The following is a 13,179-nucleotide window of genomic DNA, read 5'->3' as shown; positions in this document are numbered from 1 at the left end:
GTGAGTAACCATGTCCGGGGTTGTTGAGTTGCTTCGCTCGCGTCGCGTGCCGCAGGTTGCGGTGCTGACGCTGATGTCCATGGCTTTTGCCGGTTGCAGCGCCGACATGTCGTCGCGCTTCTCGCAAAACTCCTACTCGCAAAATCCGTTTGCGTTTGATCCGCAGCCGACCGGCACCGTGCAGCAGGCACAGCCGCCGCGCGAGCTGCCGCAATACGCGCGGCCGCACAGCCAACCGCAGTATTCCCAGTATCAGTCACAGCCATTGCCGCCGCCGGTTGCGGCGCCGCAATCCTATCCGGTCGCCGGCGCTGGCGTCTCCGGCGGAGGGCGCGGGCTTTCGTCCTACACACCGCCGGCCGCGCGCCCGCAGATCGAAGCAACCGGCACCGTTCCGCGTTCGGTCGCCGCGGCGCATGCCGGGCATAACGGCACCACCATCATCGTCGGCACCAGCGATACGCTGGAGCTGCTGGCGCGCCGCTACAACGTCTCGTCGGCCGAGATCCTGCGCGCTAACGGCTACAAGGGACCGCGCGCACTGTCGCCCGGCCAGCAGCTGATCATTCCACGCCCGACGGCGTCAGCTGCGGCGCCTGCGATGGCGGCGCCGGCCGCGCGTCCTGTTGCCGTGGCAGCCGCGCCTGCCGGCATCCACTACGTCAACCGCGGCGACACCCTGCACAGCATCGCGCGCCAGCACCACATCCCGGTCGCCGATCTCGCGCGCGCCAACAATCTCGATCAGTCGGCCCGGCTCAGCCTCGGCATGAAGCTCGTCGTGCCCGGCGCCAAGACTGCGATGGCGGCTCCCGCGCCCGTTGCGCAAGCTGTTGCTGCGGCACCGGTCGCAGTCGCCCCGGCACCGACCCTGGCAGCCCCGAAGGTCGTCGCCACCGCGCTGCCGCAGCAGAGCGCGCGGCTGGTTCAGCCGACCGCGACTGTGGAACAGCCCGCGGCTGCCGTAGAAGCGCCCGCAGCCACCAAGTCGAGCGAAGCCACCGGCGCATTGCCGACCTTCCGCTGGCCGGTGCGCGGCAAGGTCATCACCGCCTATGGCTCGAAGACCAACGGCAAGGTCAATGACGGCATCAACGTCGCGGTGCCCGAAGGCACGCCGGTGAAGGCCGCCGAAGACGGCGTCGTCGCCTATTCGGGCAACGAGCTGAAGGGCTACGGCAATCTGGTGCTGGTCCGCCATTCCAACGGCTACGTCACCGCCTACGCCCATGCCAGCGAGATCCTGGTCAAGCGCGGCGATACCATCAAGCGCGGCCAGGTGATCGCCAAGTCGGGCCAGTCGGGTGAGGCGGGCTCACCGCAGCTCCATTTCGAAATTCGCAAGGGATCGTCGCCGGTCGATCCGCTCCAGTTCCTCAACGGCGCGTAAGTCACGCGCCGGGACTTCCAAGGGACTTCCAAGTCTCACAACAAAGACAACGGGGGAAGCGCAAGCCTCCCCCGTTTTGTTTTGGTCGAGCGCAGGTGCGATCCCGCTTTCGGAATATCGCTACAGATCGTTCCGGATCATGCGCTATAGCCCCGTTCCGATGGAATCGGAACGGGGCAATAGATTCTTCTTTTGACGCGTTTTCTTCACGCGAACCGGTATCCACTTCGCTCGAAAACGCTCTAGAAGTCGAACGTCATGCCGGTGGTCACGGCCGACGCCTTGTTGCCCGCGACAACATTGTTGTTGGCGTCACGCCCGCACACGCCATAGCCGTGACCGCTCACGCCGAGGCAGTAGTGTGCGCCGGGCCGTTGCGCAGATAACTGCCGACAAGATACCAGGCCACGACCGGGCTGAAGTGGTACTTGACACCAGCTGCATATTGATCGGCGCTGCTGTCGAGCGTGTTGAGCGCAAAGTCAGCCGATCCCGCAGCCGGAGTGACGGTGTAGTTGTTGAGCACGCCGGTCCCGGGCGAACCGGGTGAGGCGTTGGCGTGGGCCCATGACGCGCTGACATCCCAGGCGCCGACGGTCTGGGTGGCGCTGAGGAAGTAGCCGTCGCGCGACCGCTCGTTGAAGTCGGCCACGGTGTTCTCGCGCCGCATCACTTCGTAGATGCCGTAGAGCTGCAGCTTGCCGATGCCGTCGTCGAGGCGATATCCGGCGCCGATCTTCGCGGCCCATTCGTTGGCGATGCCGACCGCTCCCGGCGGCACGATCAGCACGCCGCCATTGCTCAACGGCGTGACGGCCTCGTCGCCGGTGCGGTTGGTGCCCTCATGCATCTCGTAGGCGGCGATCGCCGTGAACGGTCCCTGATTGTAGGTCAGCGACGCGCTGTAGAGGTTGCCATAGGAGCCGTCGGTGCAGCCTTCCGGCGCCGAGGTCAGCGGGAAGCCGCTGCCGCTGCCGCGTGCGGAGGTGCCGGGGCAGTTGAAATCGCCGAGCGCGAAATCGCTGTTGTCCTTTGCGGTGTTCTGCCCTGGCGAGATCATCAGCGTGGCCTGGAAGCCGTTCCAGAACGGCGATTCGTACCAGATCGCGTGGGCCGCGCGCCAGTCGAACTTCGCACGCAGGTCGCCGCCGGTATTGCCCATGATCGAGTTGTAGTCGCCGAGCGTCGCCGAGAACGGATCGAACTTTGATGTCGATTTCTTGTAGGGCGTATCCGATTTGCCCGCCTTGATCGTGCCCCACGGCGTTGCCATCCCGATGAAGCTGTCGCGCGTCCCGAACGCGGCACGCTCGGTCGGAACCGCGGCGACCTCGACGAGGGATTCAAACTGGGCGACGGCGGCCCACCCGGCGTAGCCATAGGGTTCGAGATCGTGACGCGCGTTGATGCCGAAAAAGGTGAGGTTGCTCGCCACGCCGGTCTTGGTGCCCTGGTCGAACACACCGGGATTGAAGACGTCACCCGACAGATCCACGTGGCCGTAGAGCGTGACGGTCGTGTTGTCGACGAAGGCGTTGCTGCCCGGTGCCTTGCTGTAGAGTGGCGCGCCACCGATGCTGACGATGGGCCGCTCGGGCGGCTGCTTCGGGGAGGGCGCGACCCAGGCGTGCTGCACCGGGTTGCCCTTTGGCGGCGAGCCTGTCGAAGCGGGCTCGGCGGGACGGCTCGCGATGTGATTTACGCGGTCCCTTAGCTGCGCATTCTCCTTGGCGAGCTTCGCATTGTTTCGTTCGAGTGCATCCAGGCGCGCCATCACGTCGTCCAGTGTCGCTGCCTGTACCGGCTGTTGCGCGAGCACGAGGCAGATCGCCGTGAATGCGGTTCCGGCGAGAAATACCTTCTTCATTTGATCCCCCCTTTGCCAATCGCCTCAGCGGGGTGCTGGGCGACACAAAGTGAGGGAAGTTAATGTATACCAAACACCAGATACACGGATGCCAGCAATGCCGGGGAGATAATCACCTGCTGTGATATAGGAGGTACAATAATACTAATGCACTGCATCAATTTGTCGCAGGGGGATTTTGGAATAGAATTCCTGAGACTATCAAGTGTCAGAGTTAGAACGATAAAATATGATCCTCCGATTGAGACAGGTGTACTGACAAATTATGGTTGCGATGCAAAATTGTCGACCCGTTCTGGGATAATGGATTCCAGAAACTGCGCTGTCTGGGACGAATTCAAGCCTCGCGAGAGGCCTAGACCGACTGCCAAGGGCCGCGCCCGGCTGCGAGACGCTCGACCATGTCGGTCAGGAATTGCGGCGGTCCATTCGCGTGCCAGTCCCCGTCGGACTGCAGCAACAGGGGACGGCGAGTGTCGCGGCTGAAGGCTTCGAGCCACGCGCGCGCCTTTGCTTTCGGACGAGCGCCGACGGCAACCGCGACGTCGACCGGAATGGTGCGCCAGACGAAGCTCGCCGGAAGAAAGATCAGATCGGATTTATCCGGACGCATCCACTCGGGCAGCGGGCTCGTCGGAGCAAGCCAACCGCAGACGAAATTCCGGCACGGGTCGACCGGACGCTCCTCGTAGATCGCGCATTGGCCCGCACGGCTGAACGGACAGGGATGACCCGGATAGACGTCGTGGTCGCGAATCCGGATCTTCAGCCAGCCGTCGCAGCAAGCCGTACAGTCGCCACATCGTCTCTTGGTCGTGCTTGGATCGGCCGGCATGGAGCGAGTGTACCCATGCCGCGCCGAATTCAGAAGGCCGGTGGCCGGCCCAAATCGCGATTCGGGCTACGCCCCTGCGAGCCGCACGCCGAGCCGCCCCGCCAGTTCCTGGGTGTATTGCCAGGCGACGCGGCCGGAGCGCGATCCGCGAGTGGTCGACCATTCAAGCGCCTCGCGCTCGAGTTCGTCCTCGGCGATCTTGATGCCGTAATGGTCGCAATAACCCTTCACCATCGCGAGGTACTCGTCCTGGCTGCAGCGATGGAAGCCGAGCCAGAGGCCGAAACGGTCAGACAGCGACACCTTCTCCTCGACCGCTTCGCCCGGATTGATCGCGGTCGAGCGTTCGTTCTCGATCATCTCGCGCGCCAAGAGATGCCGCCGGTTCGAGGTCGCATAGAGGATGACGTTGTCGGGGCGCCCCTCGATACCGCCTTCGAGCACCGCCTTCAGCGATTTGTAGGAGGCGTCGTTGCCGTCGAAAGAGAGGTCGTCGCAGAACACGATGAAGCGGAAGGAGGAGTTGCGCAACAGCTCCATCAGGCCGGGCAGGCTTTCGATGTCCTCGCGGTGAATCTCGATCAGCTTGAGCCGATCGGCCGGCTTGCGGTCGACATTAATGCTGGCATGGGTGGCCTTCACCAGGGACGACTTGCCCATGCCGCGGGCGCCCCACAGCAGCGCATTGTTGGCGGGCAGTCCGTTGGCGAAGCGCTCGGTGTTCTCCATCAGGATATCGCGCATCCGGTCGACGCCCTTGAGCAGGCCGATCTCGACGCGGCTGACGCGTGGCACCGGGGCCAGGCGCCCATCCGGGTGCCAGACAAAGGCGTCGGCGACGCCGAACGACTCGGCCGGATCGGCGGCGGGGGAGGCAGCCGAAAGTCGGCTCGCAATGTTCTCCAGGGCGTTCGCGATCCGCTCGGCGGTCGCGCCGTCGAGCGGCGTTTCCGGGCGTTTTGTCGCGGCTTTCGCAGCGCGTTTGCCGGCGGTTTTGGGGGCTGTTTTACTGGTGGTTTTCTTGGCTTTTTTCGGCATTTGTCCAGTTCCTGACGGCGCAGCCTTATCGGGCTGGCGGCGGTCCCGCAAGCGCCCTAAATGAAGGTCCGTTAACGTTGCAATTGGGACCGCGGCCGCTATAGTCCGCGCGAATTTGTCCGGACCGCCATACCGCCCCGAAACCGAGGGCGCTGCCGGTTCTTTCCCGTCTTATCCGAGGATCGTCCGAATGCTGATTACTCCTGCGTTTGCTCAGGCTGGAGCTGGCACTGATACCAACAGCATGTTGATGTCGCTGCTGCCATTCGCGCTGATCTTCGTCATCATGTACTTCCTGATTCTGCGCCCGCAGCAGAAGAAGGTGCGCGATCATGCGGACCTCGTGAAGAACATCCGCCGCGGCGACACCGTGGTGACCACGGGCGGCCTCGTCGGCAAGGTGACCAAGGTGGTCGACGACGACCAGATCGAGTTCGAGATTTCGGACGGCGTTCGCGTGCGGCAGATGCGCCAGATGATCTCGGGCGTGCGGACCAAGGGTGAGCCGGCGAAGGGCGACGCCAAGGACGAGGCGTCCGCGAGCTGATTGCCGCGGAGCCTTTTGCCGAATCTGACAGGTCAATTCGATGTTGTATTTCACGCGGTGGCGAGCGCTGGCGATCATCCTGACAGCGCTGGTGGTCTGCCTGTGCGCCGTGCCCAATTTCTTTCCCGAGGCGCAGGTCAAGACCTGGCCGGCCTGGGCGCAGCGGCGCCTCGTGCTTGGCCTCGACCTGCAGGGCGGCTCGTATCTCTTGCTCGAGGTCGACTCCAACTACGTGAAGAAGGAGAAGCTCGAACAGGTTCGTGACGATGTCCGGAAGGCGCTGCGTGACGCCAAGATCCTCTTCAGCGGGGGCGTGCAGGTCCGCAACGACGCTGTCGAAGTCCGGATCTCGAAGGAATCCGATGTTCCGGCGGCGTTGGCCAAACTTCGGGAAGTCGCGCAGCCGATCGGCGGCCTGCTCGGCTCCAGTGGCCAGCGCGATGTCGACGTGACCGATGCGGGGGGCGGCCTGATCCGCCTGACCCTGTCGCAGCCAGCGATGATCGAGCGGATGCGCAAGACCATCGAACAGTCGATTCAGATCGTTGAACGTCGCGTCAACGAGCTCGGGACCGTCGAACCCCTGATCCAGCGTCAGGGCACCGATCGTATCCTGGTGCAGGTGCCGGGCCTGCAGGATCCGACCCATCTGAAGGAGCTGCTCGGCAAGACCGCGAAGATGGAATTCCGCATGGTCGACACCACGGTGTCGGCCGATCAGGGCGTGGTGCCGCCGGATTCAGAGCGGCTCATGAGCGCATCGCCGCCGCCCGTTCCGTACATTGTGAAAAAGCAGGTGCTGGTTTCCGGAAGCGAGCTGTCCGATGCCCAACCCGGCTTTGACCAGCGTACGGGCGAGGCGATCGTCAGCTTCAAATTCAATACGTCGGGCGCCCGCAAATTCGCTCAGGCGACCGCCGAGAACGTCGGCCAGCCGTTTGCGATCGTGCTCGATGGCAAGGTGATCTCGGCGCCCGTGATTCGCGAGCCGATCACCGGCGGACAGGGCCAGATCTCCGGTAGCTTCACCGTGCAGTCGGCCAACGATCTGGCGATCCTGATGCGCGCCGGCGCGCTGCCGGCGCCGCTGACCGTGGTCGAGGAGCGCACCGTCGGTCCCGGCCTCGGGCAGGACTCGATCGAAAAGGGCGAGCTCGCGGCCTATGTCGGCTCGATCCTGGTCATCGTGTTCATGCTGCTGACCTATCGGCTGTTCGGGGTGTTCGCCAACATTGCCGTGGCCATCAACGTCGCCATGATCTTCGGGCTGCTGTCGCTGCTCAACGCCACGCTGACCTTGCCCGGCATCGCCGGCATCGTGCTGACCGTCGGCATCGCGGTCGACTCCAACGTGCTGATCTATGAGCGTATCCGCGAGGAATTGCGCGGCGGCCGCAACGCGATTTCGGCAATCGACGCCGGCTTCAAGCGGGCGCTGGCGACCATCCTCGACTCAAATATCACCACCTTCATCGCTGCCGCCGTGCTGTTCTACATCGGCACCGGACCGGTGCGCGGCTTTGCCGTGACGCTCGGTATCGGCATCATCACCACGGTGTTCACCGCCTTTACCCTGACGCGCCTGATCGTCGCCGGGTGGGTGCGGTGGAAGCGGCCGCAAACCGTGCCGATCTGAGAGGCCTGTTGTGACTCATATCGTTCTCATTGGCCTTGGCATCCTGATCGCCGTGCTGACCGTGGTCGCGGTGCTCGGCCTGCTGCCGTCGCTGCGTATCGTGCCCGACGATACGCATTTCGATTTCACGCGCTTCCGTCGCATCAGCTTCCCGATCTCGGCGCTGCTCTCGATCGTCGCGATCACGCTGTTCTTCACCCACGGCCTGAACTTCGGCATCGACTTCAAGGGCGGCACACTGCTGGAAGTGCGGGCCAAGTCCGGCACCGCCGACATCGCCGGGATGCGCACGACCTTGAACGGTCTTGGTCTCGGCGAGGTGCAGTTGCAGCAGTTCGGAGGTCCGGCCGAAGTCCTGATCCGCGTCGCCGAGCAGCCCGGCGGCGATAAGGCGCAACAGGATGCGGTGACGAAGGTGCGGGGCGCGCTCGGCGAATCCGTCGAATACCGGCGAGTCGAAGTGGTAGGACCGCGGGTCTCGGGCGAATTGCTGGCGTTCGGCATGCTCGGCCTGATGCTCGCGATCGTCGGCATCCTGATCTATCTCTGGTTCCGGTTCGAGTGGCAGTTCGCGCTCGGCGCCATGATCGCCAACGTCCACGATATCGTGCTGACGATCGGTTTCATGTCGATCACTCAGGTCGATTTCGATCTCACCAGTATCGCGGCGCTGCTGACAATTCTCGGTTATTCGCTCAACGATACCGTCGTCATCTACGATCGTATCCGCGAGATGCTGCGGCGTTACAAGAAGATGCCGATGCCGCAGCTTCTCAACGAATCGATCAACTCGACGCTGTCGCGCTCGATCATCACCCACGTCACCGTGACCCTGGCGCTGCTCGCGCTGCTGCTGTTCGGCGGCCAGGCGATTCACAGCTTCACCGCCGTGATGATGTTCGGCGTCGTGCTGGTCGGCACCTACACCTCGATCTTCATCGCGGCGCCGATCCTGATCTATCTCGGCGTTCACACCACGCGGGGCGAGGCGCAGGATGCGCCGGCCAAGAAGCCGGACGCGGCGGCAGCCAAGAAGTAGCCGGTCATGAGCAACTCCTCGGACGCTCCCCATCTTCCGAGGTCGGCGCCGATCGAGGCTTACGGCAAGGGCGGCTTCGCGTTCGCCGATATGTCGCACCGCGGCTCGCTGCTGTGCCTGCCTGACGCGATCTGGGCCTGGCCGGTGACCAGGCCGCAGGAGATCGACGAATATTCGCTGCAGAAGGTGTTCGCATCAGCCAATGCGATCGACACGCTGATCGTCGGCACCGGCACCGAGGTCTGGGTGCCGCCAAAGGGCCTGCGCGAGGCCCTGCGCGCGGTGCGGGTGGTGCTCGACCCGATGCAGACCGGCCCCGCGATCCGCACCTACAACATCATGCTGGGCGAGCGGCGCCGCGTCGCGGCGGCGCTGATCGCGGTGCCATGAGCGCCGCGGAGGCGCCAAAGGACGGCGCGGCCTTCTGCGCCGATCTGGTGCGCACCCATGACTTCGTGCGCTACGCGTCGACCCTGTTCATGCCGGGACCGGAACGCCGGGCGTTGCTTGCGCTCTACGCCTTCAACATCGAGGTCTCGCGCGTGCACGAGCAGGTCAGCCAGCCGCTGCCCGGCGAGATGCGGCTGCAATGGTGGACCGACATGCTGGCCGGGGCAGGGCATGGCGGTGTCGAAGGCAATCCTGTCGCAGCCGAACTGCTGCAGGCGATCCGCACTCACCGCCTGCCGGTCTCGCCGTTGTCGCAGCTGGTCGAGGAGCACCAGTTCGATCTCTACAACGACCCGATGCCGTCGCTGGCCGCGCTCGAGGGCTATCTTGACGCCACGGCGTCTGGGCTGTTCTCGGAGGCCACGCGCATCGTGGCGCGGCCATCGGAGGCGATCGATCACCTGGCCCGTCATGCCGGCCTTGCCCAGGGCATGGCGCAGGTCATCGCGGGTCTGGGCCGCGACGCCGCGCGGCAACAGCTGTTTCTGCCGCTACCGCTGCTTCAGCAGCACGGCAGCAGCAAGGAGGAGGTGTTTGCCGGCAAGCCGACGCCGAACATCCGTGCGGCGATCGATCAGCTCGCGGACGAGGCACAGGGCCATCTCAGGACCGCATTCGGGCTGCTCGCGGATGTGCCATCCGGCGTGCGGCCGATCTTTCTGCCGCTCGCTTATGTCAGGCGCGAACTGAACCGGGCGAGGAGGGCTGACAACGATCCGTTCCTGCCGCAACCGGTCTCACGCCTGCGCACGCTCTGGACGTTGTGGCGGGCTGCGCGCACCGAGGAATTCGGTCGCTAAGGCATCATCCCGAAAAGCGCGAAACGTTTGCGTGGAGATGATGCTCAACTCCGCTCTTTCGAGATGTGCTTGGTGAATATCCGGATCGTCGCGCCCTTGACCACCGGACCGCTGTCAAAGATGTCGGATGCGATCATCTCGATGGCGTCGCGCAGCGCAACGAATTGCGCCTGCCGGGCCAGGCTCGGTGTTCCGCGCGTGCCCGCCAGCTCGTCCATTGCGGCATCGCTGATCTGGCATTCAATTTCCTGATCGCCGTGCATCATGGTGAATCCGAACGCCAGGCGTTCGGAATTGTATCCCCCGATACGGCCACGGGTGAGTGGCATTAAGCTTGTCCCTTGAGCGCGCTAGCCTTCGCAAGATTGGCGTTTCGCGCTGCGTTTGTCGAGAGTGCGCGCGCTAAAGCGCGATGAGATCGGGTTGGATCGTCGTCGCGCTTTAGCTTGTTGTTTGAGCATGATCTTTTCGGAAAACCGCTTCGCACTTTTCCGGATCATGCTTTAACGCGCCGGCCGATCCATCTCGGCCACTTCAAAATTGAAGCGATCGCGCAGATTCTTGCGTTGCTCGAGGATGTCCTTGAGGAACTCGCGATCGGCGTCGCTGCGCATCATCGGCTCGATCAGGTCGATCTGGTTCATGGCGACGAGCTGCAGGATTTCGGTGCGCGGCTTGCCGGCCGCATCGCGCGGCAGCGCATGCACGATCTGGATGTGCTCGGGCGGCTTGACGCCCTTGGCTGCAGCAAGCTCGCTGCGCAGCGTCCTCTCCAGCGCGGACTGGTCGGCCTCGACGAACGCATAGAGTCCGACGCCGACGCGCCGGTCGGCAAAGGCAACGATCGCGGTGTCGCGCACATCCGGATTCCTGCGGATCAGATCGACCAGCACCGGGGCGTCGTTGACCAGCCGCCGGCCGCCGCCCTCGCGGTCGGTGAAATTGAAGATGCCGCGGGTCACAGCCTGATAGACCTTCTTGCCGGTCCTGAGCCAGATGCTGGCGACCGCCGACTTCTTGGCGAGCACCTTGCGCTCCTTCGGCGTCAACGCCTCCGGCGCGTAGCTGCGCTTGTGCTTCAAGAGATGCCGCAGATCCTCATAGGCCGCGATGCGGAACAGCCGGCTTCGGCTCTTGAAGCAGGCGGCGAGCTGGAAGTCGGTGAGGTAGGCGCGGCCGTCGCGGCCGACCAGCCAGTTCTGCTCCTTGGCGAGGTCGTTGTGGCAGATGCCGGCGCGATGCAGCTTGCGCAACGCCGCCTTGGCCGAGCGGAAATAGGCGACGTCGCCGTGCGGCTTCGCCAGATGCAGCGCCGCGCCGTCGATGAAGCCGCGCACCAGCGCGCGCTTGCCGGCCCACAGCAATTTGGGGCCGACATCGAGGTCGCGCGCCAGCGTCAGCGCGCGGCGCTCGCGCGAAAACAGATGCAGCGCGACAGCGAACGACCAGAACGGCACATGGTCGAGCCGGCGCAGCACGCCGTCGACCTCGCCGTCGTCGGCGCGGAAGCGGCCGCGCTCGACGGTCGAGAACACATCGCGCTTGAGCAGGACACCCTGGCGCCATCGCGCCGACAGGGTCGCGTCGTCGTCTTTCGGCAAGCTCATGATGGTCAGGCCGCCGCTGCAATACGCAGGTGCTCTGCGATCCAATGGTCGAGGTCGACGAGCGCCCGCGCGCTGATCGCTTGCTTCTTGGCGACCGTCTTCTCGTTGCCGCGCAGTCGCGAGCCGTCCGGTTTCTTGGTCGGAGGACTGGCCAGCGGCGGGAACAGACCGAAATTGATGTTCATCGGCTGGAACGAGCGCGGGCCGGATTCGATGGTTTCGATATGGCCGCCGGTGATGTGGCCGAGCAACGCGCCGAGTGCGGTCGTGGCCGGCGGCGGCGTCAGCGCGGCGCCGCGCGTGTCGGCGGCGGCGCAGAGCCCGGCAATCAGGCCGACGCTGGCCGACTCGACATAGCCCTCGCAGCCCGTCATCTGCCCGGCGAAGCGCAGCCGCGGCTGCGCGCGCAGCCGCAATTGCCCGTCGAGCAGCTTTGGCGAATTGAGGAAGGTGTTGCGATGCAGGCCGCCGAGGCGGGCGAATTCCGCCTGCTCGAGGCCCGGGATGGTGCGGAACACACGCTGCTGCGCGCCGTGCTTCAGCTTGGTCTGGAAGCCGACGATGTTGTAGAGCGTGCCGAGCTTGTTGTCCTGCCGCAGCTGGACGATCGCATAGGGCTTGACCGTCGGATTGTGCGGATTGGTCAATCCAACCGGTTTCATCGGCCCGTGGCGCAGCGTTTCGTGACCGCGTTCGGCCATCACCTCGACCGGCAGGCAGCCGTCGAAATAGGGCGTGTTGGTCTCCCAATCCTTGAAGTCGACCTTCTCGCCATCGAGCAGCGCCGCGACGAAGGCGTCATACTGCTCCTTGGTCATCGGGCAGTTGATGTAGTCGGCGCCGGTGCCGCCGGGGCCGACCTTGTCGTAGCGCGACTGAAACCAGGCCACCGACATGTCGATGGAATCCCTGTGCACGATCGGCGCGATCGCATCGAAGAACGCGAGCGCGCTCTCGTCGGTCAGCTGCCTGATGGCGTCGGCGAGCGGCGCCGAGGTGAGGGGACCGGTGGCGACGATGACGTTGCTCCAGTCGGCCGGCGGCAGGCCGGCGACTTCCTCGCGGCTGATCTCGATCAGCGGATGTTCGTTCAGCGCCTTGGTGACGGCGGCGGAAAAGCCGTCGCGGTCGACCGCCAGCGCGCCGCCGGCGGGCACCTGGTTGGTATCGGCCGAGCGCATGATCAGCGAGCCCAGCCGCCGCATCTCGGCGTGCAGCAGCCCGACTGCGTTGTTGGCGGCATCGTCGGAGCGGAAGGAGTTCGAACAGACCAGTTCGGCGCAGCCTTCGGTCCGGTGCGCCTCGGTCATCCGGTGCGGGCGCATTTCATGCAGGACGGCGCGGATGCCGGCATTGGCGACCTGCCAGGCGGCTTCCGAGCCGGCGAGCCCCGCGCCCACGATGTGCACGGGTTGGGAAGAGGATTGATGCGGTGTCATCGCGCAGCGTTAGCGCGTTTTGATTCCATATGCATCTGAAACCGCGCCAAAAACGATAACGCCCGCTGCAGGAGCGGGCGTTATCCGTTCATCAGATGGCTTGCGGCCGATTAGCCGTTGTAGGTACCGGCGGCAACGCGCGGAATGTCCGAGCGGTCGAGGCCGATATCGGCCAGTTCGCGATCGCTGAGCTGGGACAGTTCGCTGACATTGCGCTGATAATCCCGGAAAGCCTGGATCATGCGGATGAGCGAGAGCAACATGGTAGTCTCCTAGTAGTTCCGATTCAGCTTTTCAACGCCTCACCGTTGAAGTGAATATAGATGATATGGTGCAGCGCGGTAGTTGCAATGGTGCGATGCAGCTAGGCTCAAAACGCATGGCGGAGGTAAGCTTCGATTAACCGTTCCGGGTATCGCGGGCCGCTCTCCGGACGGACGTTCCAAGGAATCTGCATCTCCCGGAGAAATATTCCTGAGATCAGTAGGTTAATAGAATTTCAGCGTGTCTAAAGACTTTGCTTACGTGGTA

Annotated in this window: 13 protein-coding genes; 6 read left to right on the top strand and 7 right to left on the bottom strand. The window is 64.3% G+C overall.

What is annotated here, in order from left to right; genetic code table 11:
- The first annotated feature begins 10 nt into the window (after positions 1-10).
- Positions 11-1,390, top strand: a complete 1,380-nt coding sequence (locus tag K359_RS0130370) for a LysM peptidoglycan-binding domain-containing M23 family metallopeptidase (RefSeq protein WP_029082684.1) — start codon at positions 11-13, stop codon at positions 1,388-1,390.
- Positions 1,391-1,733: 343 nt separating this feature from the next.
- Here the strand turns inward: K359_RS0130370 and K359_RS53420 are convergent, their stop codons facing one another.
- From K359_RS53420 to K359_RS0130350, 3 genes are all read right to left on the bottom strand, one after another.
- On the bottom strand, positions 1,734-3,257 hold the full coding sequence (locus K359_RS53420; RefSeq protein ID WP_051346495.1) for a porin: 1,524 nt from the start codon (positions 3,255-3,257) through the stop codon (positions 1,734-1,736).
- A 355-nt stretch (positions 3,258-3,612) separates the two neighbouring features.
- Positions 3,613-4,092: a hypothetical protein gene (locus tag K359_RS53415; RefSeq protein WP_035977379.1), complete on the bottom strand. Its 480-nt coding sequence runs from the start codon at positions 4,090-4,092 to the stop codon at positions 3,613-3,615.
- Between the two features lie 66 nt (positions 4,093-4,158).
- Entirely contained in the window at positions 4,159-5,130 is a 972-nt protein-coding gene (locus tag K359_RS0130350; protein WP_029082683.1) for an ATP-binding protein, read from the bottom strand.
- Between the two features lie 190 nt (positions 5,131-5,320).
- On the opposite strand from K359_RS0130350, the gene yajC reads away from it, so the two are divergent.
- The 5 genes from yajC to K359_RS0130325 are packed head-to-tail and all read left to right on the top strand — an operon-like array spanning position 5,321 to position 9,602.
- Positions 5,321-5,677: a preprotein translocase subunit YajC gene (gene yajC, locus K359_RS0130345; protein WP_029082682.1), complete on the top strand. Its 357-nt coding sequence runs from the start codon at positions 5,321-5,323 to the stop codon at positions 5,675-5,677.
- A gap of 40 nt (positions 5,678-5,717) precedes the next feature.
- Positions 5,718-7,313 (top strand): protein translocase subunit SecD, encoded by a 1,596-nt coding sequence (secD, locus tag K359_RS0130340; RefSeq protein WP_029082681.1) that lies wholly within the window; start codon positions 5,718-5,720, stop codon positions 7,311-7,313.
- Between the two features lie 10 nt (positions 7,314-7,323).
- Positions 7,324-8,352, top strand: a complete 1,029-nt coding sequence (gene secF / locus K359_RS0130335; protein WP_029082680.1) for a protein translocase subunit SecF — start codon at positions 7,324-7,326, stop codon at positions 8,350-8,352.
- A gap of 6 nt (positions 8,353-8,358) precedes the next feature.
- The gene (locus K359_RS0130330; RefSeq protein WP_029082679.1) at positions 8,359-8,742 is read left to right on the top strand and encodes an Mth938-like domain-containing protein; all 384 of its coding nucleotides are present in this window, start codon (positions 8,359-8,361) and stop codon (positions 8,740-8,742) included.
- The gene (locus K359_RS0130325; RefSeq protein ID WP_029082678.1) at positions 8,739-9,602 is read left to right on the top strand and encodes a phytoene/squalene synthase family protein; all 864 of its coding nucleotides are present in this window, start codon (positions 8,739-8,741) and stop codon (positions 9,600-9,602) included. The genes K359_RS0130330 and K359_RS0130325 overlap by 4 nt, the downstream gene beginning before the upstream one ends.
- A 44-nt stretch (positions 9,603-9,646) precedes the next feature.
- On the opposite strand, the gene K359_RS0130320 is transcribed toward K359_RS0130325, so the two are convergent.
- The 4 genes from K359_RS0130320 to K359_RS59240 form a co-directional block, all read right to left on the bottom strand.
- On the bottom strand, positions 9,647-9,931 hold the full coding sequence (locus K359_RS0130320; RefSeq protein WP_029082677.1) for a DUF1488 family protein: 285 nt from the start codon (positions 9,929-9,931) through the stop codon (positions 9,647-9,649).
- Positions 9,932-10,105: 174 nt separating this feature from the next.
- On the bottom strand, positions 10,106-11,209 hold the full coding sequence (locus K359_RS0130315; RefSeq protein ID WP_029082676.1) for a serine/threonine protein kinase: 1,104 nt from the start codon (positions 11,207-11,209) through the stop codon (positions 10,106-10,108).
- Between the two features lie 5 nt (positions 11,210-11,214).
- Positions 11,215-12,648, bottom strand: coding sequence for a methylenetetrahydrofolate--tRNA-(uracil(54)-C(5))-methyltransferase (FADH(2)-oxidizing) TrmFO (gene trmFO / locus K359_RS0130310; RefSeq protein WP_029082675.1), 1,434 nt, complete (start codon positions 12,646-12,648; stop codon positions 11,215-11,217).
- A 110-nt stretch (positions 12,649-12,758) separates the two neighbouring features.
- Positions 12,759-12,911 carry a DUF1127 domain-containing protein gene (locus tag K359_RS59240; protein WP_016846063.1) on the bottom strand — a complete coding sequence of 51 codons (153 nt, stop codon included), beginning with the start codon at positions 12,909-12,911 and terminating at the stop codon, positions 12,759-12,761.
- Positions 12,912-13,179: the final 268 nt, after the last annotated feature.

It is taken from the genome of Bradyrhizobium sp. th-b2 (genome assembly GCF_000426785.1).
GTDB classification, from domain to species: domain Bacteria; phylum Pseudomonadota; class Alphaproteobacteria; order Rhizobiales; family Xanthobacteraceae; genus Bradyrhizobium; species Bradyrhizobium septentrionale.
The sequence above is the reverse complement of the archived record's forward strand: the minus strand, read 5'-3'. Positions and strand labels throughout refer to the sequence as shown.